Raw genomic sequence first — 23,787 nt, 5'->3', positions numbered from 1 at the left:
TCGACAAGCAGATGCAGCGGCTCGCCGTTGCGGATCGCGGGCAACGCGACCTTCAACTCCTGCGCGCGACGGCTCAGTGTCGTGTAGTTCGGTACCGGCAGCCCGGCGAAGCCAAGTGCGCGCAGACTTTGAGCGAAACCCTGAAGCGCCCGCAGCGGCAGGCGAAACACCTGTTTCAACCCGAGCAGCATCTGAATCACTGCGTCAGCATAAACGCATGGCCGGCCACGTCTGGACGAATCCTTCCCGGGCACGTGCGTCAGGACGCTTTCGTCAATCCACATGGTCACATCGCCTCTCGCGATCAAGCCCGCGTTGTACTCAGCCCAGTTCCTGACTCGATAAACCCCTTTGGGCTCCTGCCTCTTGCGATCGTCTTTGCGCATCTTCCCGGGCAAAAATCGAGAATGTACGCAGTTCACCCCGAAGTTAACAGGGGTGCCGTCACTACCGTTGCGCGTAAACGTCAGATCGGCGCGCGGTACACCGATTTATGCAACAACGCCGTACCCGTGGGTCGATTCTATCGCCGGATTATTTCGCCAGATTGAGCCTTCTTTATAGTGCGAATAGCGACGGGCGTGATGCCCGTCGCGGTAACGATGATCTCTTCGCTCACACGCGGTCAGTCGGAGGCAGCGCGCGGGGCTGTCACGTTCCCGGTTGAGGATGCGGTATCGCTGGCGGATTGATGATGCTGGATTGCATACAGCTCCTTGTTCCGTGCGATGGTATCGGCGGATGGCGGATAGTCGTTTTTGGGAACAGGCACTAACCCATCTGCCTGCGCCTCGACAAGTTGTGCATGCACTTCGGCACGCGTGATGCCGTGCGTAGTTGCTTGTGCAAAGGCATTCGCACCGAATGCAAGGCCGAGCACGGTGACCGCGAACAAGGCTGGTAGCTTCATGATGACCCTCCTAAGTATTGAGGAAGTGGTTGTTTCCACGAAGAGCATTCTAGTGACGTGAGTTATCGCAGCACTGACCGTCTAATTACGAATTCGTTATCGTGTTATTGACGCTCGATCTTTTGATATATTCAGTGGGCCACATTAGCGAGTTCGATGACATACTCCTATCCGAAGTACTTTGCGGAATTACTCGGCGCTAAAGTTCTCTTTGTGGATCATGATTTTCATTCTCATGAATTGGGCAAAACGAAAGGGAAAGGTCATCTTGACGACGTATTAAACGAGCACATTACCTCGCTGTAATAACTTCGAATTCAAAACATTCAGTGAGGTGAAGATGAGTCGTCTTATCAGGCAAATGGGAGCAGGCATCCTGGCGGCAACGATTGCGGTTCCGATGGTCGTTCATGCTGGCGATGATAAGGAGCATGGTCACGATCACGACCGGCGCGACACTGAGGTGCGACATGTTTTGCTGATCAGTGTGGACGGTCTCCACGAGCAGGATGTGGCACGTTGCATCGCCGCTAACACGTGTCCGAATATGGCTTTGCTGGCGAAGTCCGGCGTAACGTACACCAATGCTTATACACCCGGTCTCTCCGACTCGTTTCCTGGCCTCGCGGCACTCGTGACGGGCGGCTTGCCGAAATCGGCGGGACTGTTCTATGACGTTTCGTACGATCGCACGCTTTACGCGCCATCAGATCCGACTTGCCAGGGCAAGCAGGGTTGGAATGTCGTATTCGACGAAACGACGGGAATAGATGCAGAGAACGGCGGGGCGCTTACGCATCTCGATGGAGGAGGCGCTTTTAATCCGCAAGCGATTCCATATGCAAAGACAAATGGCGTGTGCGTGCCTGTTTATCCACATAACTATGTGAAGACCAATACGATCTTCGAGGCCGTCAAGCAGCATTTCCATGGTGCCCGTACGGCATGGGCCGACAAGCATGCGTGGGGCTACGACTGGCTAAATGGTCCGTCAGGCAAGGGCGTCGACGATCTGTCGCGTACCGAGATCAATTCGATCGATCCGGCGACGGGCACGAACTACACCGACGTGTACGCGCATACTGAACAGTTCGATAACCTGCATGTTCAGTCCATCATCAATGAGATCGACGGCAAGGACTCGACGGGCCAGCAAAACGCCGCTGTGCCGACCTTGTTCGGTACGAATTTTCAGACATTGAGTGTTGCGCAGAAGGCGCCCGTCGCGTCTGGCGGCGGCTATCTCGACGCGAGCTTTACGCCGGGCAAGCAGGTGGCGGCTGCTATCGGCTACGTTGACGATGCGCTCGGAAAGATGGTCGATGCGCTGAAGTCGAGAGATCTCGCGAAGTCGACGATGGTGGTCGTAACGGCCAAGCACGGCCAGTCGCCCAGCGACCACACCAAGCTGGTCAAGAACGGCGACACGCTGGTGAACCTGCTCGAAGCGCATAACTACCTCGATCCGAACGGCCACTTTGGACAAAATAGTACGACGACGGGGAACCTGAATGACGGGACGGGTCTGGTCGGCACAGGCCTCGCGCAAACCGACGATGTCGGTCTCATCTGGTTGCGGGATCAGAGCCAGGTTCAGGATGTCGTGTCGACGCTGAAGGCCAACCTTGGTTGTAATGCGCCAGGAATCTGCGCGGACGGGCCGCAGGCGTACATCCTTTCAGGACCGCGGCTCGCGGCGCTATTTGGCGACCCGGCAGACGGACGCACGCCCGATATCATCGTGCAACCCAACCCCGGTGTTATTTACACATCGAGCAAAGCGAAAGACGAGGAGCATGGCGGGAACGCGCCGGACGACAGTCATCTGGGTCTGATCGTCGCGTATCCCGATGGACATCACCATGAGCGGCATGTCGATCGCCGCGTAAGCACCACGCAGGTTGCACCCACTATCTTGCGTGCACTCGGCCTGGACCCGGCATCGTTGCACTCCGTACGTTTGGAGGGCACCCGGCCGCTACCGGGACTGGGAGAGGATGACTGACCGGAATGGCTGATGCCTATCGATGGCGCCTTGCATGCAATTGAAGATTGCGCATCTCCCATGTGCGCTTTACTTCGACTCAGTCGCGTGGCGCATCGTGTCGCTGACAAAGCGGCGATTCCGGGCATCGGTTCAACAATGAGAATAGGGGCTGCCCTTGAGGGTGGCCCCATCCCTGATGCGCGATGAAAGCGTATCGGTGTGACGATCGTCCCGCACGTTCCCCGCAGAAACCCCTCAGTAGTCGGCCTTGAACAATCCGCGAAAGCTTATGCGGTAAGGCTCCGAGGCCGAAATGGCATTGTGGGATTTGCAGAGACCTGGCATATTGATGCCTAAATCCTGCAAATTCTGACGAGGTGCGGATGGGTCCGAAGACGCCTGTGACAGAGGGAGATTTCTTCCGGCAGCCGCTGCGCGAGCAGATCAATCTGAGACATCCGCTGGTGCGGCTGGCTGACCTGATCAACTGGAATCGGCTGGGCATGGCGATGAGCGAGAGCTTCGTGTCGCGCAAGGGACGCCCGGCAACATCACCCAGGCTAGTCGCCGGTCTGCTGTATCTGCAGCACGCATTTGACCTGTCCGACGAAGAAGTCGTCTGGCAATGGGTGGAAAATCCTTATTGGCAGGTGTTCACCGGCGAGACGTATTTGCAGACCGAACCGCCGATCGATCCGTCGAGCCTGACGCGCTGGCGCAAGCGGCTGGGCGAGGCTGGTGTTGAAGAGTTGCTGGCCGAAACGATCGACGCAGCCAAACGGGCCGGCGTGATCAAGGCCGCGAGCGTCAAGCGCGTGATCGTTGACACAACTGTCATGCAGAAAGCGGTTGCCCATCCGACCGATTCGCGGTTGCTTGAGCGGTGTCGCGAACATCTGGTAAAGGCTGCAGCACGGCACGGCCTGAAACTGAGGCAGAACTACAACCGCGAGGCGCCGCACCTGGCGCGTCAGATAGGCCGCTATGCCCATGCCAAGCAGTACAAACGCATGAAGAAAGTGTTGCGCACACTGCGCTCGCGTGTGGGTCGGGTGATGCGTGACGTCGAGCGGCAGATTGATGCGGTCTCCGAAGGCAGTCGCGGGGTCCTGCAGGAACTGATTGGTCGCACAAAGCGGATCCTGTCGCAAAAGACAAAGGACAAAACCAAGCTTTACGCTCTGCATGCGCCGGAGGTAGAGTGCCTGGCCAAGGGCAAGGCGCGCACGCCCTACGAGTTCGGCGTGAAGGTGTCGATTACGACGACGCACAGGGAGGGCCTGGTCGTTGGCATGCGCTCGATGCCAGGCAATCCATACGACGGCCACACACTTGCAGAAGCGCTCGAACAGGCGGCGATCCTGAGCGACGTCACGCCAGAAATCGCCGTCGTGGATCGTGGATACAAGGGCGTAGACATCGAAGGTGTGAAGATCTACCACCCGGGGTTGAGGCGAGGCATCACGCGGGGATTACGAGCGATGATCAGACGGCGCAGCGCGATTGAGCCAGCGATCGGCCACATGAAGACAGATGGCAAACTCGATCGGAACTGGCTGAAGGGAGTGCTCGGCGACGCGATGCACGCGGTGTTATGCGGCGCCGGTCACAACCTACGAATGATCCTCAGGAAGCTGAAGGTTTTTTACGCCCTCATTCTTGCTGCTTCGCTTACCACTCTCGTCCGAATCATGCCCGGCGCATGACCCCACCGCCGGGCAAACGCATTATTCAGGGGCGACTCAGTACCTTCAATGCCCCGAAGCAGGTTCCGCCACCCGGCGCGACCTGAACGCATCGCGGGCCGCTCTCCGATGCCTCTCGAAAACCCTGGTCCGGCTGGCCTTTTTGATCCATTGACATATGACGTCTCACCTAATACCTTGATAGGCATGCGGTCGGGTTTCGAAGCGTGGCCGGTGGTTCGCACCGAGCTGGGGCGGGCGTGCCCAGACCTGACACCTCTTTTTCAACCTGTCGAAATTCGCAGAGGAATCAGATGAACATCCCGTATCAACTCAAAAGTATCGTGTTCGCCGCGAGCCTGGCCGCCGGGGCATTGCTCGTCGCCCCGGCCGCTCACGCGGGGGACGTGACGATCGGCTTCGCCGCCCCGTTGACGGGGGCGTCCGCTCACTACGGGGTCGATCTGAAGCGCGGCGTCGAGCTTGCAATCGACGACGCGAACGCGAAGAAACTCGTCATCGGAGGGCAGCCGGTGCATTTCGCAATCGATGCAGAAGATGACCAGGGTGACCCGCGCATGGGCTCGCAGGTCGCGCAGAAAATGGTCGACTCGAAGGTCGCGGGGATCGTGGGTCACTTCAATTCAGGCACGAGCATTCCGGCTTCGCGGATCTACTACAACGCGGGTATCCCGATGGTGTCGCCCACGGCAACGAATCCGATGCTCACATCGCAGGGCTTCAAGACGGTATTTCGTGTCACCAACTCCGATTCGCAGATGGGCCAGCTCGCGGGCCATTCAGCCGTTCAGGCGTTGAAGGGCAAGAGCATTGCCGTGATCGACGACCGCACGGCGTTCGGGCAGGGCATGGCAGACGAGTTCGTCAAAGGCGTGGAAGCGGCAGGCGGGAAAATCGTCGATCGCGAGTTTTCGACCGATAAGGCCGTTGATTTCAAGTCCCAGCTCACGCGGATGAAGTCCTTCAACCCGGATGTCATTTTCTGGGGCGGACTCGATCAACAGGCGGGCATGCTGATCAAGCAGATGCGGCAGCTCGGCATCAAGGCGACCTTGCTCGGCGGCGGCAGCTTCGAAAACGAGACGTTCCTGAAGGTCGCGGGCGATAGCGCCGAGGGTGCCGTTTCATGGGACTACGGCGTACCGTTGTCGAGGCTGAAGGCCGGCAAGGAGTTCGACAACAAGATGAAGGCGAAGTACAACGAAGGCGTCGTGGCTTACTCGCCTTCCGCGTATGACGCGACGTGGGTTCTGATCAACGCGATGCAGAAAGCGAACTCGACCGACCCGAAAGTGTACGGTCCACTCATCAAATCGGTTGCGTTCGAGGGGGTGTCGGGCAATATCGCTTTCATGCAAAACGGCGATATGAAAGATCCCGCAGCGACGTTCTACAAGGTGATCGGCGGGAAGTGGGTGCCGCAAGCGGTCGCGTACGGCGACAAGGTTGAGGCCTTGCAGAACTGACGGGCCGCCGTGTTCGAATCAGAACGCCGGATGATTGGTAGCGTTACGCGACGCACCATTCATCCGGCGTTTGTTCGTGGAGAAGGCGCGAACACGAAGCGCCTGATTACTCGCTGCGCGTACTCGAAAGATGGTGATAGCGCTCCAGACTCTCGTTCAGATGACGTCGCATCGCGCGCCGCGCTGCCGTCTCATCCTGCCGTTCAATCGCGTCGAGGATATCGGCGTGCTCACGCTGAATGCGCCTGATGTACGTCTTTCGTTCCTTGGCGTTCGCTTTTGCGTGCTTGAGACGCAGGTCGATGATGATCTCCTGGCCAAGCGAGCGAAGAATCGAAGTGAAGTGCGGGTTTTCGGAGCAGGTGGCGACAGCGAGATGAAATTCGAAGTCCGCGCGTGCGCATTCAGCTTCATCGTCCGCGGCAACGATTTCCATGCGTGCATACACTTCCTTGAGCGCCCGGAGATGATGCTCTGACCGGCGCAACGCCGCATAGGCCGCACATTCCGTCTCGACGCCGATACGCAGTTCGAGCACATGCATCGAGTTGTTCAGCGTCGTGGTGTCGATAAAGCCCATTTCACCGGATTGGCCAGGTGTCTCCGAAACGAACACACCAACGCCGTGACGGGCAATGAGACGGCGTCCCAGTTTCAGCGATGCAACGGCTTCGCGCACGACAGTGCGGCTGACGCTAAATTCATTGCAGAGTTCGGGTTCGGTCGGAAGCTTGGCGCCGGGCGCATATTCGCCGCGGTCGATCTTGTCGTTCAGTGCCTGGATGACCAGTTCGGTCAGGCTGCGGCGCTTGCCAGTGCTCGCCGCGTTCTTAAGGAGGGTTTCAGCGTCCAGAGTCATTCCGTGTACTCACACCGGATCAGGAGTGCTCTGCAATTCTCGGCTGCAGGCGTACCGCGCCGGCGTGGGTGGAACGGGTCTGACCTGCGCCGTATGACATATTATGACTCTACCACAGTCGCGGCCGCGTCGTTGCCCGCCCGCGAACGGGGCGGGGCGAATTCTTGATGTGACTCAAGCGTAGATATAACCGCCGCTGACGATGACGTTTTCGCCCGTCGCATAGGTGTTGCGCGCGCTTGCCATCATGACGACCCATTGCGCGATTTCTTCGGGTTCGGCCGCACGGCCCAGCGGATTGGCAGCGGCGAGTTCACAGAGGAAGCCTGCCTTCTTTGCCTTGTCGGTCGCAAAGCCGGCGGGCGCGACGGAGTTCACGAGAATGCCGTCCTTCGCCACTTCCTGCGCGAACGATTTCGTCAGGCTCACGACAGCGGCTTTCGTCGCCGCGTAATGCGCGTTCTGCGGATGCGCCTTGAACGCATCGACAGATGTGATGTTGACGATGCGGCCCGCGACATGCGGCTCGACCTTCGCACGGCTGCGCATATGTTCGATGGCAGCGACCATCATGTGATAGGTGCCCTTGATATTGACGGCGTTTTCCAGGTCCCACTCGTCATCGGAGATGTCGAGGATAGGGCGGCGCGGATAAATGGCCGCGCTGTTGATCAGGCAGTCGACGCGGCCCAGCGCTGCGAGCGCCGTGCGAAACACTTCCTGCGCGGAGTCCTTGCGCGTGATGTCGCCGACCGCGCCAAAAACCGTGTGACCTTGCGCCTTCAGCGCGCCCACGGTTTCGTCGAGCAGCGGACCGTTCTTGTCGATCAGCGCAATGCTTTGCGCGCCGTCTGCGAGCATCAGTTTGGCGACGGACAGGCCAAGGCCGGAAGCGCCGCCGACGATAACGACTCGTTGATTCTTCATGATTCGAATATGTCCTGTAGGGCTGTACGTGGATTACTTGACTGAGACGATCTGCGAGCCGCCTGCTGCCTGATCGGTCGGGAAAACTTCCATGCGCGACACGTCGACAGCTTCCGGCAGCGCGATGGCCGTCGCGATCAGTTCGGCGATGTTTTCAGGCTGAATCGAGCGATAGGCGTCGTACAGCTTTTCGTTCGCGCCTTCCGCGCCGAGCGCCGTGCGATAGAGGCTCGTTTGCACGCGGCCAGGTGCGATCTCCGTAACGCGAACCTTCGTGCCGAGCAGATCGCAACGCAGCGAATCGCAGAACATGCTGATGCCGGCCTTCGTCGCGCCATAGACGGCGGTGTTCGGATGCGGGAATCGCCCGGCACTGGAGCCGACGAAGAACAGATGCCCGCGCCTGCGTTGGATCATGCCGCCGAGCGCCATGTGCGCAAGGCGCAGCGGCGCGCGCAGATTGATATCGATCATGCGGTCGATATCCGCAAGTTCGCTCTCAGCGAACTTTGCAAGCGCCGGTAGCAGCCCCGCGTTATTGACGACGACGTCGATTTCGGTGCGCGCAAACAGATCTCGCAACGGCGTCGTGTCCTGCAGATCGAGAGCGATCGGCGTGACGTCGCACTCGCTTGCGAGTGCATCGAGCGCTTTGGCGTCGCGGCCGAGTGCGTAGACCTTGAACCCGTCGTTGACGAGCCGCTGTGCAATCGCGCGCCCGATGCCGCTGGACGCGCCAGTGACCAGCGCGGTCTGATAGGAATGGGAAGTCATGTTATCTGCCTTTGGTCAATGGGCGACGCACTCAGATCACGCCTTCTTCGAGGAAAGGTTTGTTCTCGACCACGCGTTCATAGCCGAGCGGTGCAAGATCGAGCGACCGGTATTTGCCGTACGTGATCAGCTCGCTCAGGCCGCGCCCGATGGCGGGCGACTGTTGCAAACCATGTCCGCTGAATCCGTTGGCAAACAGGAAGTTCTCGACCTGCGGATGCCGTCCGACTATCGCATTGTGGTCAAGCATGCAGAAGTCGTAGTGGCCGGCCCACGCGTTGACGACCTTGATCGCCTCGAACGCGGGCACGCGCTCAGCAAGCGCGGGCCAGATGACTTCTTCGAACTCGGAATGGATCACGTCGAAGTCGTTCACATCCGCCAGCGGGTCGGGATCGGGATAGCAGCCCGTCAGGTAATACTGCCCTTCGGGGCGAAAGAAGATGCCCGTCGTGTCGATGGTGAGCGGCACCGTGCCTTGCAGCGGCGTGCGGCAGTCGAACACGAACAGACAGCGCTTTCTCGGCTCGACGGGAATCTCGAGTCCGGCAAGACGGGCCATCGCGGGTCCGCGCGTGCCTGCGGCATTCACCATCAGACCGCACCCGATAGTTTCGCCGCTCTTGAGCGTCACACCCGTAATCCTGTCGCCTTCGCGCACCACATCGACCACTTCGTTTTCGATATATTCGATACCCATCGAGCGGGCTTTGCGCCGCATACCTTGAAGCAGCCCGTAGCTGTCGAACCAGCCTTCACCGCTTTGTCCATAGACGCCGTTGACCAGTCCGTCGGTATTCAGCCAAGGGAAGCGCGCTTTCAACTTGTCCTGATCGAGCAACACGACATCGGCGCCGTTTTCGCGCTGGGTCGCGTGGTTGCGCTCGAACATCGCCGCGCCTTTTGCATCGCCAAGGTACAGGTAGCCGTTTTCCTTGAATCCGAGTTCGGGTGCGTCGCCCTCGACCGCAACGAGTTCGTGGAAGTTGCGGATGAACTCGGTGCCGAACTGCGAGATCCTGATGTTCAGCGGGTTCGAGAACTGATGGCGGATCGACGCACTCGACAGAGCCGTCGCGGATTGCGCATAGGTCCAGTCCCGCTCGACAACCAAAACCGAACCGTTGAAGTCCGGGTTCTTCGCCAGAAAATACGCGGTCGCGCTGCCGACGACCGCGCCGCCCACGATCACGACGTCGTAGTGCTGCTTTGATGCTTGCTGTGCCATCTCAGTGTTTCCAGAAAGTCGGTCAAGTAGCGGCGCTTACTTCGTCTTCGGGTCTTCGAAGTGGCCGTCGGCAGCGAACTGACCGCCCTGGAAGCGCACGGCGGGATGTCGCGGGTCGCCTACAGGCGTGTTCGCATAGACTTCGGCGCGATACGCATCGGCGGAGTCCTTCGGACGAAAGCCCAGATAGCCAGCCTGCGTGTTGTCCCAGAAGTTCGCGCTGTTGTTCGAATTGCCATAAACGATCATGTGACCGACGCTCGGCGTCATGATCGACTGGACGCACAGATGCGAAAAGTCGTCGTAGGAGAGCCATGTCGCCAGCATGCGGCGGTCAACCGGTTTCGGGAAGCACGAGCCGATGCGCAAACAAACCGATTCGATGCCGAACTTGTCGAAGTAGTAGCGCGACAGGTTCTCGACGAAGGTCTTGCTGACGCCGTACAGGCTGTCCGGTCGTTGCGGCGAGTTGGCATCGATAGTTTGCGTGCATTCGTAAAAGCCGATTGCATGCACCGAGCTCGCATAAATGACACGCTTGACGCCCGCCTGCCGTGCGCCTTCGTAAATGTTGTAGCTGCCGACGATGTTCGAATCCAGAATCACCTGGAACGTGTTCTCGCGCGGCGCGCCACCCATATGGATCACCATGTCGACGCCCTTGAGCATGTCGAACACGGCATCGCGGTCGGCAAGATCGCAGATGAAGTGCTTTTCGTTCTCGCGCACTTCGCCCAATGATTTGCGTTCGTTCAGACTGAGCGTTTCCGCATACGGCCGCAGCGACTCGCGCAGCACGGAGCCCAGCGCGCCGCCGGCGCCCGTGATCAGGATGTTCTTGAACGGAGGCTTGGTAATGTCGGTCATGTGGGTGGCTCCTTACTGGTTGTTCGATGCGCTCAGGGCGTCGGGCGTGACACCGTAGTCGTCCCGCAACTGAGCTTCAGAGATGTACTCGTTGCGAATATCGCGAATCAGGGCTTCACGTTCGCGTTCGGCGGGCGCACCGACGCCGCCGCCGCCAGGCAGCGACAGCACGACGCGTTCATGTTCGGCGACCGTCTGCGTGCCTTTGCCCTTCATCTTCGTGCCGTCCGATAGCGTGACCTGTCCTGGCGCGCCCGACTTGCCGCCGGACTGTCCACGCGCAGGATGATCGATGCGATCGAACATCGCGTTGAAGCGGAAGTGATAGCCGGCGCGTGGGCCAATCTCGACGATCTGGCCCAGACCGCCGCGCAGTTTGCCGGCGCCGCCCGAGCCTGAGCGCATTTCCTTGCGCCACACGACAATCGGCCCGACCTGTTCCGTCGCTTCGACCGACATCGCGTGCACGCCGCTCGGGAACGCCGTGGCCGATAGCCCATCCAGTTCAGCGCGCGCGCCCGTGCCGCCGCTGTTGAACATCAGGATTTCGCTGCCTTTCAGGCCTGAATCTTCGCGCACGGGACGTGCGCTGACATGCAGGTTCCAGAGTGCACCCGAACCTTCAGCGGGCACGCGGTCCGGCAAAATCTTGTGCAACGCGCCCAGCACCAGATCGGGCACGAAGTGGCCCAGCACGTGACGCACGGCAACGGGGCTGGGACGTTGCGCGTTGAGGATGCAGCCTTCGGGTGCCTGAACGCGGAACGGTTCGAGCGACGCGGCATTGTTCGGCACTTCGGGCGCGATGATGCATTTGAGGCCGTAGCACGCGTAGGCTTTGGCGTACAGCAACGGAACGTTGATGCCGAACGGGCTCGCCGGCGACGTGCCCGCAAAGTCCGCCAGCAGATGATCGTCGCCGACGGTGAGCGTGACGTTGAGCTTGACGGGTGTGTCATATCCGTCGAGCGTCATATCGTTGGTCTCGACGCCCTTGGGCAGCGCAGCGATACGTTCGAGCGTCGCTTCGCGGCTGCGCGCAAGAATGAACTCGCCAATGCCTTCGACATCCTTCAGATTGAATTCCTTGAGCATCTCGAGCAGGCGCTTGTGACCCGTCTCATTGCACGAGGCAAGCGCGTACAGATCGCCCACGACCTTGTCGGCTTCACGCACGTTGTTGCGCACGATATTGATCAGGTCGCGGTTGACTTCGCCACGCTCGATCAGCTTCATGATCGGGACGAAAAGGCCTTCCTCATAGATTTCGCGCGAGTCTGGACCAAAGCCGCGACCGCCGATGTCCACCACGTGTGCGGTGCTCGCGAAGTAGCCGATCAGTTCGCCATTGAGAAACGACGGCGACACGACCGTGAAGTCGTGCAGGTGGCCAGTGCCTTTCCAGGGATCATTGGTCAGGTAGACGTCGCCTTCGTACATCCGGTCCACGCCGATTGCATTCATGAAATGTCCGACTGCCTCGGCCATCGTATTCACGTGACCCGGCGTACCCGTGACCGCTTGCGCGAGCATGCGGCCGCGCTTGTCGAAGATACCGGCCGAGAGATCGCCTGCCTCGCGCACGCTGGTGCTGAACGCCGTTCGGATCAGGGCCATCGCCTGTTCTTCGACGACGGAGATCAGGCGGTTCCACATCACCTGCATGTGAATGGTGTCGAGATTGCTGAGAGACATGGTTCTACTCCTGATTACTGGGCGGCGTTCAGTTCTTTGGCGACCACGAGCAGACAGCCGTCGGGCTGCACCGTCGCATCGAAGGAGGACGTGACGAGCGTCGACGTTTCGGGTTCGACGATGATCGCGGGGCCCGTCACGCTTTCGCCGACCTTCAGCGACGCACGTTCGACAATGGCCGCATCGACGAAGCGATGCAGCGCTGCATCGAAGATCTTGCGAGACTTCGGCGCGACCACCGCGTCGCGGGACGTCACGAGTTGCAGACGTTCGACAGGCGGCAGCGGCGAACTTGCCTTGACGGCCCAGCTGACGATTTCAATGTCGAGACCATCGATGGGACGGCCGAAGTACTGCGTATAAGCCTTGGTGAACGATTCCGTGAAGGTCGTGCGATCGTCGGCAGTGAAACGGCGGTGCGCAATGGTCACGGGAATTTCCCAGCCTTGACCGACGTAGCGCATGAAGGCCTTGATTTCGACTACGGGCTCGGCTTCACCCGAGCCCTGCCGCGCGAAATGCACGGCTTCCGTGCTCAACTGATCGACGATCCTGTTGAGCGCGTCGGCGTCGAAGTCATTGAAGCGCATGCTGGCGCTACGCACGCTTTCATAGCCGAACGGCGCGCGCAAAAAACCGATCGCCGAGCCAACGCCCGCGCCGGGCGGCACGATGAACTTCCTGATGCCGCTCTTTTCGCACAGACGCGCGGCGTGCAGTGGGCCCGCGCCGCCGAACGTGATCATCGTGTAGCCGCTGATGTCCTTGCCGCTTTCGACGGCATGCACGCGAGCGGCATTGCTCATGTTCTCGTCGACGACTTCGGCTACGCCGTAAGCCGTTTCCTCGGCATTGAGGTTGATCGAGCCGCCTACCTCGCTGAGCATCGCGCTCGCGGCGTTGTCGGTGGAAAGCTGGATCGAGCCGCCCGCAAAGTTGGAGGGATCGAGGCGGCCCAGCAACAGGTCGGCATCGGTGACGGTCGGCTGCGTGCCGCCGCGCTGGTAGCAGGCGGGGCCGGGTTCGGATGCGGCACTGTGCGGGCCGACACGGATCTGACGCATCACGTCGAGCGATGCAATCGAACCACCGCCCGCGCCGATCTCCACCATTTCCACAACGGGGATCGAGATCGGCATGCCGCTGCCTTTCTTGAAGCGATACGTGCGCGCGACTTCGAAGGTGTTGGCCGTCTTCGGCGTCAGATCGTCGATCAGGCAGATTTTCGCAGTCGTGCCGCCCATGTCGAACGAGAGAACGGTATTCAGATCGTAGCGTGCAGCGATATGCGCAGCGAAAATCGCGCCGCCAGCAGGGCCCGACTCCACGAGACGCACGGGAAACTCGGATGCGCTTTCGATCGAGACGATGCCGCCACCCGAATGAATGATGAAGATCGGGCAAAGCGCGCTGGCTTCACGGACCTTACCGAGCAGGCGGTCCAGGTAGGACTTCATGATCGGGCGCACATACGCGTTGGCGCAGACCGTGTTGAACCGTTCGAACTCCCGAATCTGCGGCGATACCTCGCTCGAAATCGACACGGAGACATGCGGCAGACGCCGTTCAATCGCTTCGCGCACCATACGTTCGTGCACACCATTGACATACGCATGAATGAAACCGACGGCGACACTTTCATAGCCGCCTCGTTCGATGCGATCGACAATGGTCTCGATCTCGGCTTCCGTCGGCGCGAGCAGGACGCCGCCTTGCGCGTCGATACGTTCGCCGAGCGTAAAACGATCGCAGCGTTCGATCAGCGGAGGCGGGAGCTTGATATTCAGATCATATTGTTCGAAGCGGTTTTCGGTCCGCATTTCGATCGTGTCGCGGAACCCTTGCGTGGTGACGAAGGCCGTTCTCGCCCCGCGTCGTTCGATGAGTGCGTTGGTGGCGAGCGTGGTGCCGTGGATGATGACGCCGATGTCCTTCAGCGCGATGCCAGCCTTGTCGGCGACGATGCCGATGCCTTTGATGATGGCGCGCTCGGGCGCCGTGTAATCCGTGAGGATCTTGGTGGAAAAGAGTTCTCCACCAAGTTCCAGCGCAACGTCGGTGAAGGTTCCACCGATATCAACACCCACTCGCGCCTTGTCGTGACTGGCCACCATGACTCTCCTGTTTAAATCCATGACATGCGCCGGGGCGTGCCCGGCGAAACAATTTGGGTGATGCACTCTGGATGGCGTTTTGGCCGTCCAGTCCAGGTCTTTGCCATCCGTCTCCAACAGCGTCGAACCGGTTATTTTTTGATCGTTGACATATGATGAGTGACGTCCTACAGTGCTGTCAACACGAACAAATTAACTTTGTGCTTCCGGATCGATGCCGACGCTTGCTTTTTCCATATATTGCATTGATTTATAAGGGAATATTCGGATTTTGTCGAGCTCGAGCGAGGTGCCTTCCGGTGCGCATGAGTGACTATACCTATAGGCGAAAAATTTTCTAAGTTCCAATTTTTCGCCGTTTTTGTGTGGTGCGGAATAGCGGAGTTGCAAGGGATGAAGATTCTGGTGCCGGTCAAGAGAGTGGTCGACTACAACGTGAAGGTTCGCGTGAAGTCGGATAACACGGGCGTCGATATTTCGAATGTGAAGATGTCGATGAATCCGTTCGACGAAATCGCCGTCGAGGAAGCCGTGCGTTTGAAGGAAGCGGGTGTTGTCAGCGAGGTTGTTGCTGTTTCTTGCGGTGTCGCGCAGTGTCAGGAAACGCTGCGCACGGCGCTGGCGATCGGCGCGGATCGTGCGGTTCTGGTCGAGTCTGGTGAAGACCTGCAACCGCTGGCCGTGGCGAAGCTTTTGAAGGCACTGGTCGACAAGGAACAGCCTCAACTGGTGATTCTCGGCAAGCAGGCCATCGACGACGATTCCAACCAGACGGGCCAGATGCTCGCTGCGCTGGCGAATCTGCCGCAGGCGACGTTTGCATCGAAAGTTGTGGTGGCGGATGGCAAGGCGACGGTGTCGCGTGAAGTCGATGGTGGTGCGGAAACATTGTCGCTGACGTTGCCCGCAGTCATCACGACCGATCTGCGCCTGAACGAGCCGCGCTACGTGACGCTGCCGAACATCATGAAGGCGAAGAAGAAGCCGCTCGAAACCGTGAAGCCCGAAGATCTGGGCGTCGATGTCACGCCGCGTCTGAAGACCCTGAAAGTCAGCGAGCCGCCGAAGCGCTCGGCTGGCGTGAAGGTGGCCGATGTGAAGACGCTGGTCGAGAAGCTCAAGACCGAAGCCAAAGTTCTCTGAGGTACAGGAAAGAACATGACGATTCTGGTAATTGCTGAACACGACAACGCGGCGCTAAAGGCAGCGACGCTCAATACGGTTGCTGCCGCGCAAAAGATTGGCAGCGACGTTCATGTGCTGGTTGCAGGCCACAACGCGCAAGGCGCGGCTGATGCCGCAGCGAAGGTGGCGGGCGTTGCGAAGGTGCTGCTCGCTGACGCGCCGCAACTGGCAGCAGGCCTCGCGGAAAACGTCGAGGCGACGTTGCTGACCATCGCGAAGGATTACTCGCACATCCTCGCGCCGGCTACGGCCTACGGCAAGAACGTCGCACCGCGCATTGCGGCGAAACTCGACGTCGCGCAGATCAGCGAGATTACGGCTGTCGTCAGCGCCGATACATTCGAGCGCCCGATCTATGCAGGCAACGCGATCGCTACGGTCCAGTCTCAAGACCCGATCAAGGTCATTACAGTGCGTGCAACTGGCTTCGATCCCGTTGCAGCAGAAGGCGGCAGCGCATCCATCGAGAAGATCGACGCAGCGGCTGACGCAGGCATCTCGCAGTTCGTGAGCCGTGAAGTGACGAAGCTGGACCGTCCGGAACTGACGTCGGCGAACATCGTTGTTTCGGGTGGGCGCGGTCTCGGAAGTGGCGAGAATTACACACAAGTGTTGGAGCCGCTGGCAGACAAACTACAGGCCGCGTTGGGCGCATCGCGCGCAGCCGTCGATGCTGGCTACGTGCCGAACGACTATCAGGTCGGCCAAACCGGCAAGATCGTCGCGCCGCAACTGTACATCGCGGTCGGCATTTCCGGCGCGATCCAGCATCTGGCGGGCATGAAGGACTCGAAGGTCATCGTCGCGATCAATAAGGACGAGGAAGCGCCGATTTTCAGCGTCGCGGACTACGGTCTGGTTGGCGATCTGTTCAGCGCAGTGCCGTCGCTCGTTGCCGAACTGTAGATTTTCTTTCACCCAACAACTATGCGAACCACGGTTAGCCATGCATCCAACCGATGTGCTGCCTGGCCACGTTCTTGCAATTTATAGACCTGGAGAGAATTCAGCATGATTTCCACCACTGATCCGCACATCAACCGCAAACCACGGGATATTTCGCAGGTGGAATGGGATACGCGTGTCCAGCTCGCCGCTGCCTATCGGCTCGCAGCGAAGTTCGAACTGACCGATCTGATCTACACGCATATTTCGGCGCGGGTGCCCGGCACCGACGACCAGTTTCTGATCAATCCGCACGGCTGGTTCTTCGACGAAATCACCGCGTCGTCGCTGGTGAAGATCGATGTGAATGGCAATCCGATCGGAGACGACCGTTTCGAAGTGAACGCGGCCGGCTTTACGATTCATAGCGCGCTGCATCAGGCGCGACACGACGTCGAGTGCGTCGTTCATCTGCACACCACGTACGGCATGGCAGTGGCCGCGATGGAATGCGGTCTGCTGCCGCTGAACCAGATCAGCATGCAGTTCTATAACCGTGTTGCCTACCACGAGTATGAAGGCATCTCGCTCGAACTCGATGAGCGTGAACGGATCGTCGCGTCGATCGGCAAAAAGGACTATCTGATTCTGCGCAATCACGGCTTGCTGACGACGGGGCGTTCGGTTGCCGAAGCGTTCACGCGTATGTACTACCTCAACAAGGCATGCGAAATCCAGGTTGCGACGCTGTCGGCGGGGCAGAAGGTTGTGATTCCTTCGCCCGAAGTTTGTGAACACGCTGCTAAACAGCACGACGACTATGCCTACCTCGATACGGTGCATCTGGACCGAGAATGGACGGCGCTGTTGCGACTGCTCGAGCGTGATGGCGGGAGCTATCGGCTTTGATCTGAAGGGGCTGCGGTTTCCTTTCTCACTGGGTTGGCGTGCTGAACGCGGGGTGCACCATTTGTCGACGGGTCACCGCGAAGCGTGCTTCAGGCACGGCGCAGAAGTCCGCGTTCGTCTGGAAGAGACGATTGCTTTCCAGACTTGTCTCTTACTGATGGCCGTGGAGCCGCCTCACGAGCCGGCCATCGCCATACTCCCGAATCACCCTCGCGATGATCACCCGATAGCCATCCAGCCAGCGACTTTGCTTCGCTTTCGCCTCGACGTGGACGGGATGCCTGATGAGCTGTAGCAATGCCTCTTCCGACTCCCAGTAGTAGACGTTCTGGATCAATCCTTCACCGGCGTTTTCCCACGTCTCCTCACTCACATATCCCGGTATGGATCGCGCCACTTCGGCAATCCGTCGATCGAGTTCATGGAACGCCTCGTCGTATTGACCGGCCCGAAAAATGAAGGTGGAAGAGTACATTGGGCTTTCTGATGAGTGTTGAGTGAAGCCGACCGCTCTGTATCACTACTTCGTCGGAACCCCGGCGAGCATTGCATCGGCAAGCTGGGATTCGCCACTCGACTTGAGTGCTTCGGCCGCACCCTGGATGTCCCGTGCCTCCTTGTTCTGACTGAGCTTGCTCTTGCCAACAAGACGCGTGACCTCAATCTGAACACCAACGATCGCCTTTACCATCGCATCCACGTAGTCCTTCGGTGCGTCGCCCATCTTCCACGGTTTCGGTTCCGATGCCTCATGTGTGCGCGTGAGCCGGCCCACTACGCCTCGCACGTAGCGCTCATCATCGAGAATCGTAATGCGGCCGTGCGCATGCACCACCATGTAATTCCAGGTCGGCACCTGTTTGTGCAGTTCGTGCTTGCTCGGATACCAGTTCGGAGAAATATAGGCGTCGCCCGCATGGAAGACGACCAGCACCTCGTCGCCGTTCGCCACCTCTTGCCATACCGGGTTGGCCCGCGCCACATGCGCGCGCAGCACGCCCAGTTCGCCGTCCTCTGCTGCAAGTTCAAACGGAATGTGATTGGCGTCTAGTCCGCTGCTCCCGTGAGTGATCAACGTGCCAAACGGGTGTTGAACGATGCGGGAATGTAAAACTTCCTTTCGGGTTTCGGCAAAGTGGGCTGGTACGTACATGCGCTGTCTCTGGCTGCTAAGGGCGGTTGGCTGGTATCACTGCGACCCTTCCAGTTTGCTGTAAAAGTGGTTTATCCTGAAGGACCAGTTTGTTAAATTTATAGTGAGCCAGAATTATGGCGAGAACTGCGCGAGCCGCGGACATGCCGTCCCTCGGGGCGCTCGATCGCACGGCGGGCAATCTGAGCCGTCAAATTGCCGAGGCGCTGCGGGAGGCGGTGCGCAAGGGAGGCATGCGAGCCGGAGACGTATTACCGTCATCGCGTTCGCTCGCTGCCTCGCTTCACGTTGCAAGAGGGACGGTGATCGAGGCCTACGAGCAATTGCTTGCCGAGGGCTTTCTGGAATCAAAAGCGGGAGCGGGAACCCATGTCGCGCAAGCCCTGACGGGGTCGCAGCCGGTCAGCACACCCGAGGCAATACTGGAGCCGGCACCGAAGTCCGGGCTACCCGGGCGCGCCCTGGCGTTCGCCCAGATTGCACGAGAGTTCCGTCCGCTTGAGCCTATGCCCTTCGCGATATCTGTCCCGGTCGGTTTGACCGCGCCCGGCGATATCTGGCGTCGCCTGGGTAACCGGTTGCGCGCAAGGGGCCCGGGCGCGCCCACGGGATATGCCGATCCGTTGGGCGCGTTACCCCTGCGCGAAGCGATCGCGGCCTATGTGCGAAGGTCCCGCTCCGTGCGGTGTGAGGCAGACCAGGTCATTGTGACCAGCGGTACCCAACAGGGACTTTTTCTCGCGAGTCAGGTCCTGCTTGGTCCGGGCGATCAGGTGTGGGTCGAGAACCCCGCTTACCGTGGCGTCACCGCCATCATGGAAAACATCGGCTATCGCGAGGGCGTGATCCGTGTGCCTGTTGACGCCGAGGGTCTTGATGTCGAGGCTGGCATAAACATGGCCCCGCACGCACGCGCGGCATTCGTTACGCCGTCCCATCAGTATCCTTTGGGGATGCCCTTGAGCATGGCGCGGCGCACGGCCTTGCTCGCGTGGGCACGCGGCAGTGATGCCTGGGTAGTCGAGGACGATTACGATAGCGAGCTACGTTACGAGGGCTATCCGTTTCCGGCCCTTCAAGGATTGGCTCCGGACCGCGTGATCTATCTTGGTACGTTCAGCAAGATTCTGTTTCCGTCCCTCAGACTGGGTTATCTGATCGTCCCGCGCAAGCTCGTCGATGCGTTCTGCGGTGCACGCGTGCTCATGGATCGCCACCCGCCAACTGCCGATCAGCACGTGCTCGCCGCCTTCATGGCGGAAGGACATCTGGAGCGGCACATACGCAAGGTTCGAAATGTCTACTCCGAACATCGGCGTCAACTGATCGATACGATCGAAGCTTTGCTCCCCGCTGATCTCGCGTGGATCGAGCCCGGCGATCAGGGGATGCACCTCGTACTCTGGCTCGCAGACGGGCTGGACGACCGGGAGGTTGTCGAGCGCGCCGCCAGGGAGGGCGTCGCGGTACGTGCAGTGTCGCCCATGTTCGCGCCGCAGACGGGACGCCCCGGTCTTGTTCTTGGCTTTGGAGGGTTTAGCAGCGAGCAGATGAATGCCGCTGCTCAACGCCTGGCGGCAGTCATCGCGGGTACACCGCGGCAAAGAAAAGCAGGCAAAAGAAAGCCCGGTCATGCGGTGTCGGGCAGCGGGTAATCGCCATGAATGCAAACCGCAGGCTCATCTTACCTGGGCCTGTTGGCACTCAGCGTGGTACCAGCGATCGACCTGATCCTGCGCAGCCTGCAGATCTTCCGGATAGTACGGATCGAACCACCGTGATGGGTCGTAACCCGCTTGCCTGAGCGCTGCCAGTTCGCTGAGATTGCGCTCGCGGGTGAGGGGCGCATTGTTTCGAAGCTCGGTCAGGTCGCGGCACTGTGCGGCGCTCAGATGCGTTGCGCCTCCCGGCATGCCGCCCGCGGCACAGCCCGCGAGCAGGAGCGCCAACGCTGGCAGTGACGCGCGGATCTTTGAGTTCCTCATGTGGTCTTCCCTTAGGTGAATCGACGTAGCCGGCTTTACCCGTGCAAGTGATGACCTGATCCTTTTCGGGTCAACGCCATCACACACATGATTTTATGGCGGCCGGGAGTTCAGGGAAGGCCTTCGCACATTGCGCTTCAGTTTTTCGGCTTGAGCAGGACCTTGATCGAATCGAGCGAATTCGCGACTTTGATCGCCTCGTCCCATTGCTCCAGCGTAAAGCCGTGCGTGACGATCCCCTTCGACGTGACGAGCCCTCGCGCGAGCAGATCGATGGCGATCGGGTAGCAATACGGGCCGAGATGCGCGCCGCGCACGTCGAGTTCCTTACGGTCGCCGATGATCGACCAGTCTGTCGTCGTATCGCTGCCGAACACGGAGAACTCGACGAAGCGCCCGAGTTTGCGGATCAGATCCAGTCCCTGCGTGACGCCTGACGGCGAGCCCGTCGTTTCGATATACACATCGCAACCATACTGATCGGTCAATGACCGGACGACACCGAGTGCATCGTCGGATTTTGGATTGATCGTCACGTCTGCGCCGTATTCCCGCGCGAGCGCGAGACGCTCGTCGACCAGATCGATCACCACCAGCTTTTTCGGCGTTTTCAGATGCGCGACCTGCACCATCATCAGGCCTAGCGGTCCTGCACCTGCGATCACGACGACATCGTCGAGCTGGATGTCACCGCGATTGACGGTGTGAATCGCACAGGCGAGCGGTTCGATGATCGCCGCATCTTCCAACGATACGCCAAGCGGAATCTTGTGGACGATGGCGGTCGGCGGAAAGCGCATGTACTGGGCCATGCCGCCGTCGGCGACTTCCCGCTGGAAGCCGAAGATGTTGTGCACCTCGCACATCCAGTACTGGCCCGATCTGCAATAGCGGCACTTGTCGCACGGCACGATCTGTTCGGCGATCACGCGCTCGCCCAGCTGGACATTGAAATGCTCCGCCGCGCCTTCGCCGAGTTCCTCGACATAGCCGAAGAACTCGTGGCCCGGAATGACAGGCGCCTTGACCCACGGATTCGGGCCGCCCCAGAACATCTTTGCGCCCGACCAGCATTTGCAGTCGCTCGCGCAGATGCCACAAGCGGCAATGCGTATCACCAGTTCATTGCGCCCGGCGCGCGGGCGCGCCACCTCCTCGACGCGATAGTCCTTCGGCGCACGGCAAACGATCGCCGTCATGGCTGACGCTGCATCTTCCGTCGCGTTCATGCTGCACCTCACGCTGGTTTCGTTGGCAAACGGGCAACCCGCATCGCTTGCGCGGTCACTCCATCACGATCTGCACCTTCACGTCAGTCGGATTGCCGCTCGCCGCTTCTTCGAATGCCTTGATGCCGTCTGCGAAAGCAAACGAGCGCGAAATGAACGGCTTGACGTCGATGCGTCCCGACGCGATCAGTTGAATCGCGCGCGGAAAGATATTCGCGTATCGGAACACGGACTCGACGCGCGCTTCCTTGATCTGCAACGCGACGATATCGAGCGGTACGGGATGCTGCGGCATGCCGACCAGCACGAGGCAGCCGCCGGGGCACAGCAGATCGACGATGCCATCGAATGCTTTCTCGCTGCCGCTCGCTTCGAACACGATATTCGCGCCCCAGTCGTCCGTCGCGCGCCGCACGACTTCCCTGACGGATGCTTCGCGGATATTGACGGCTGTCACGCCCGGCGTGCTGCCGATCAACGCGAGCTTCTCCGGCACCATGTCGCAGACGATCACGCGGCTGCATCCGCCCGCCAGCGCCGCGAGCACGCACATCATGCCGATCGTGCCGGCGCCCAGCACGACGGCGACGTCGCCTGGCTTGATGGCCGCTTTCTTCGCGGCCTGAAGTCCGATCGACAGCGGCTCGACGATGGCTCCTTCGGCGAAGCTCACGTTGTCGGGCAGCTTGTAGGTGAACGCGGCGGGATGGACGACGAACGGTGCGAGGCAGCCGTGCACGGGCGGCGTCGCCCAGAAGCGCACTTTCGGGTCGAGGTTGTAGAGCCCTTCGCGCGATGCGCGTGAATCCATGTCGGGCACGCCGGGCTCCATGCAGACGCGGTCACCGGGTTTCAGATGCTGCACTTCGTCGCCGACCTGCACGACGGTGCCTGCCGCCTCATGCCCGAGCACCATCGGCTCGTTGACGACGAAGGGGCCGATGCGTCCGTGCTGGTAGTAGTGGATGTCGCTGCCGCAGATGCCGACCGTATGGATGCGGATGCGCACGTCGCGCGGCCCAACCGTCTGCGGCAGGCTGAACGGCCGCAGGCTGATGCGTTGTGCGCCTTCGAGTACCAATGCGTCCATCATCGTTCCTTTCGCAAGAGAGAGTGTGATTTACGGAGCACGTCGTTCGGCACGTGCCACGCGGGTTCAGCCGGCCTGGAAGCCGCCGTCCACGGCGAGGCTCACGCCGCTCACCATGGCCGACTCGTCACTGAGCAGATAAGCGATCGTGCGTGCCACTTCGAGCGGCTGCACGAAGCGCTTCAGCGGAATGCGCGCGAGCATCGGCGCGGACTTCTCTGGATCGCTCCATGCCTTCTCGGCCATCGGCGTCATCGTGACGACCGGGTTGACTGTGTTCACGCGGATGCCGTGCGGACCCAGTTCGACGGCCATCACGCGCGTGAGGCCGTCGAGCGCGGCTTTCGATGCGCAATAGGCCGCATGCAGCGGCAAGCCGACGGTCGCCGACAGGCTCGACACATTGACGATCGAACCGGCCACGCCGCGCCCGATCATGCTGCGCGCGCATTGCTGCGCGACGATCATCGCGGCGCGCACGTTGACGGCCATGATGGCGTCGAAGGCGTCGACGCTCGTGTCGAGAAACGGTTGCAGTTCGACGATGCCCGCGCAATTGACGAGCAGATCGACGGGCTGCGCCGCTTCTGCCGCGCTGCGCGCCGCGCTTGCATCGCCGAGATCGGCGCATAGCGTCGTGCAGCCGATCTCGACTTCGAGCGTTCGCAGATCAGCGGCCGAGCGGCTCAGCGCGATCACGCGCGCGCCCCGCTGCGCCAGCAGTTGCGCCGTCGCGCGGCCGATGCCTTTGCCCGCGCCCGTGATGAGCACTGTCTTGCCGTCGAACTGCCGAGGGTCGTCGTGCGTGGACATTGCGG

At 60.2% G+C, this 23,787-nt stretch carries 22 protein-coding genes; 7 read left to right on the top strand and 15 right to left on the bottom strand.

Annotation, left to right across the window (positions count from 1 at the left end; all coding sequences use genetic code 11):
• Both SB822_RS07410 and SB822_RS07405 read right to left on the bottom strand, forming a co-directional pair.
• A partial coding sequence (locus SB822_RS07410; protein WP_410854440.1) for a transposase occupies positions 1-386 on the bottom strand: 386 nt, incomplete at its 3' end.
• Between the two features lie 239 nt (positions 387-625).
• The gene (locus SB822_RS07405; protein WP_007743100.1) at positions 626-910 is read right to left on the bottom strand and encodes a DUF4148 domain-containing protein; all 285 of its coding nucleotides are present in this window, start codon (positions 908-910) and stop codon (positions 626-628) included.
• Positions 911-1,250: 340 nt separating this feature from the next.
• Between SB822_RS07405 and SB822_RS07400 the strand changes: the two genes are divergently transcribed.
• The 3 genes from SB822_RS07400 (at position 1,251) to SB822_RS07390 (ending at position 6,069) form a co-directional block, all read left to right on the top strand.
• On the top strand, positions 1,251-2,915 hold the full coding sequence (locus SB822_RS07400) for an alkaline phosphatase family protein (RefSeq protein WP_410854439.1): 1,665 nt from the start codon (positions 1,251-1,253) through the stop codon (positions 2,913-2,915).
• A gap of 365 nt (positions 2,916-3,280) precedes the next feature.
• Entirely contained in the window at positions 3,281-4,603 is a 1,323-nt protein-coding gene (locus SB822_RS07395; protein ID WP_410854438.1) for an IS5 family transposase, read from the top strand.
• Positions 4,604-4,896: 293 nt separating this feature from the next.
• Positions 4,897-6,069 carry a branched-chain amino acid ABC transporter substrate-binding protein gene (locus SB822_RS07390; protein WP_007743095.1) on the top strand — a complete coding sequence of 391 codons (1,173 nt, stop codon included), beginning with the start codon at positions 4,897-4,899 and terminating at the stop codon, positions 6,067-6,069.
• A gap of 106 nt (positions 6,070-6,175) precedes the next feature.
• Here SB822_RS07390 and SB822_RS07385 read toward each other — a convergent pair whose 3' ends face one another.
• The 7 genes from SB822_RS07385 to SB822_RS07355 all read right to left on the bottom strand — a co-directional run bounded on the left by SB822_RS07385 (position 6,176) and on the right by SB822_RS07355 (position 14,533).
• Positions 6,176-6,928 carry a FadR/GntR family transcriptional regulator gene (locus SB822_RS07385; RefSeq protein ID WP_007581238.1) on the bottom strand — a complete coding sequence of 251 codons (753 nt, stop codon included), beginning with the start codon at positions 6,926-6,928 and terminating at the stop codon, positions 6,176-6,178.
• Positions 6,929-7,102: 174 nt separating this feature from the next.
• Positions 7,103-7,855, bottom strand: a complete 753-nt coding sequence (locus SB822_RS07380; protein WP_410854437.1) for an SDR family NAD(P)-dependent oxidoreductase — start codon at positions 7,853-7,855, stop codon at positions 7,103-7,105.
• Between the two features lie 33 nt (positions 7,856-7,888).
• Positions 7,889-8,629, bottom strand: coding sequence for an SDR family oxidoreductase (locus SB822_RS07375; RefSeq protein ID WP_410854436.1), 741 nt, complete (start codon positions 8,627-8,629; stop codon positions 7,889-7,891).
• 31 nt (positions 8,630-8,660) lie between these two features.
• The gene (locus tag SB822_RS07370; protein WP_410854435.1) at positions 8,661-9,857 is read right to left on the bottom strand and encodes an NAD(P)/FAD-dependent oxidoreductase; all 1,197 of its coding nucleotides are present in this window, start codon (positions 9,855-9,857) and stop codon (positions 8,661-8,663) included.
• A 36-nt stretch (positions 9,858-9,893) separates the two neighbouring features.
• Positions 9,894-10,724, bottom strand: coding sequence for an NAD-dependent epimerase/dehydratase family protein (locus SB822_RS07365; RefSeq protein ID WP_410854434.1), 831 nt, complete (start codon positions 10,722-10,724; stop codon positions 9,894-9,896).
• Between the two features lie 12 nt (positions 10,725-10,736).
• Positions 10,737-12,419, bottom strand: coding sequence for a hydantoinase B/oxoprolinase family protein (locus tag SB822_RS07360; RefSeq protein ID WP_410854433.1), 1,683 nt, complete (start codon positions 12,417-12,419; stop codon positions 10,737-10,739).
• A gap of 14 nt (positions 12,420-12,433) precedes the next feature.
• Positions 12,434-14,533, bottom strand: a complete 2,100-nt coding sequence (locus tag SB822_RS07355) for a hydantoinase/oxoprolinase family protein (RefSeq protein ID WP_410854432.1) — start codon at positions 14,531-14,533, stop codon at positions 12,434-12,436.
• A gap of 393 nt (positions 14,534-14,926) precedes the next feature.
• On the opposite strand from SB822_RS07355, the gene SB822_RS07350 reads away from it, so the two are divergent.
• From SB822_RS07350 to SB822_RS07340, 3 genes are all read left to right on the top strand, one after another.
• Positions 14,927-15,676: an electron transfer flavoprotein subunit beta/FixA family protein gene (locus SB822_RS07350; RefSeq protein WP_410854431.1), complete on the top strand. Its 750-nt coding sequence runs from the start codon at positions 14,927-14,929 to the stop codon at positions 15,674-15,676.
• Between the two features lie 15 nt (positions 15,677-15,691).
• On the top strand, positions 15,692-16,624 hold the full coding sequence (locus tag SB822_RS07345) for an electron transfer flavoprotein subunit alpha/FixB family protein (RefSeq protein WP_410854430.1): 933 nt from the start codon (positions 15,692-15,694) through the stop codon (positions 16,622-16,624).
• A 105-nt stretch (positions 16,625-16,729) separates the two neighbouring features.
• The gene (locus SB822_RS07340; RefSeq protein WP_410854429.1) at positions 16,730-17,512 is read left to right on the top strand and encodes a class II aldolase/adducin family protein; all 783 of its coding nucleotides are present in this window, start codon (positions 16,730-16,732) and stop codon (positions 17,510-17,512) included.
• Positions 17,513-17,663: 151 nt separating this feature from the next.
• On the opposite strand, the gene SB822_RS07335 is transcribed toward SB822_RS07340, so the two are convergent.
• Positions 17,664-17,987, bottom strand: a complete 324-nt coding sequence (locus tag SB822_RS07335) for an antibiotic biosynthesis monooxygenase family protein (RefSeq protein WP_079487904.1) — start codon at positions 17,985-17,987, stop codon at positions 17,664-17,666.
• A gap of 45 nt (positions 17,988-18,032) precedes the next feature.
• A complete protein-coding gene (locus SB822_RS07330; protein ID WP_410854428.1) occupies positions 18,033-18,665 on the bottom strand; it encodes an FMN-binding negative transcriptional regulator in 633 nt (210 codons plus the stop codon).
• Positions 18,666-18,781: 116 nt separating this feature from the next.
• On the opposite strand from SB822_RS07330, the gene SB822_RS07325 reads away from it, so the two are divergent.
• The gene (locus SB822_RS07325; protein ID WP_410854427.1) at positions 18,782-20,320 is read left to right on the top strand and encodes a PLP-dependent aminotransferase family protein; all 1,539 of its coding nucleotides are present in this window, start codon (positions 18,782-18,784) and stop codon (positions 20,318-20,320) included.
• A 24-nt stretch (positions 20,321-20,344) separates the two neighbouring features.
• Here the strand turns inward: SB822_RS07325 and SB822_RS07320 are convergent, their stop codons facing one another.
• From SB822_RS07320 to SB822_RS07305, 4 genes are all read right to left on the bottom strand, one after another.
• Positions 20,345-20,650, bottom strand: coding sequence for a DUF4148 domain-containing protein (locus tag SB822_RS07320; protein WP_410854426.1), 306 nt, complete (start codon positions 20,648-20,650; stop codon positions 20,345-20,347).
• A 137-nt stretch (positions 20,651-20,787) separates the two neighbouring features.
• Positions 20,788-21,879, bottom strand: coding sequence for an alcohol dehydrogenase catalytic domain-containing protein (locus tag SB822_RS07315; protein WP_410854425.1), 1,092 nt, complete (start codon positions 21,877-21,879; stop codon positions 20,788-20,790).
• 55 nt (positions 21,880-21,934) lie between these two features.
• Positions 21,935-22,969, bottom strand: coding sequence for an NAD(P)-dependent alcohol dehydrogenase (locus SB822_RS07310; protein ID WP_042307612.1), 1,035 nt, complete (start codon positions 22,967-22,969; stop codon positions 21,935-21,937).
• Positions 22,970-23,035: 66 nt separating this feature from the next.
• Positions 23,036-23,782 (bottom strand): SDR family oxidoreductase, encoded by a 747-nt coding sequence (locus SB822_RS07305; RefSeq protein ID WP_410854424.1) that lies wholly within the window; start codon positions 23,780-23,782, stop codon positions 23,036-23,038.
• Between the last annotated feature and the right edge of the window lie 5 nt (positions 23,783-23,787).

The sequence above is a fragment of the Paraburkholderia sp. SIMBA_054 genome (assembly GCF_046534875.1).
Lineage (GTDB): Bacteria > Pseudomonadota > Gammaproteobacteria > Burkholderiales > Burkholderiaceae > Paraburkholderia > Paraburkholderia hospita.
The sequence above is the reverse complement of the archived record's forward strand: the minus strand, read 5'-3'. Positions and strand labels throughout refer to the sequence as shown.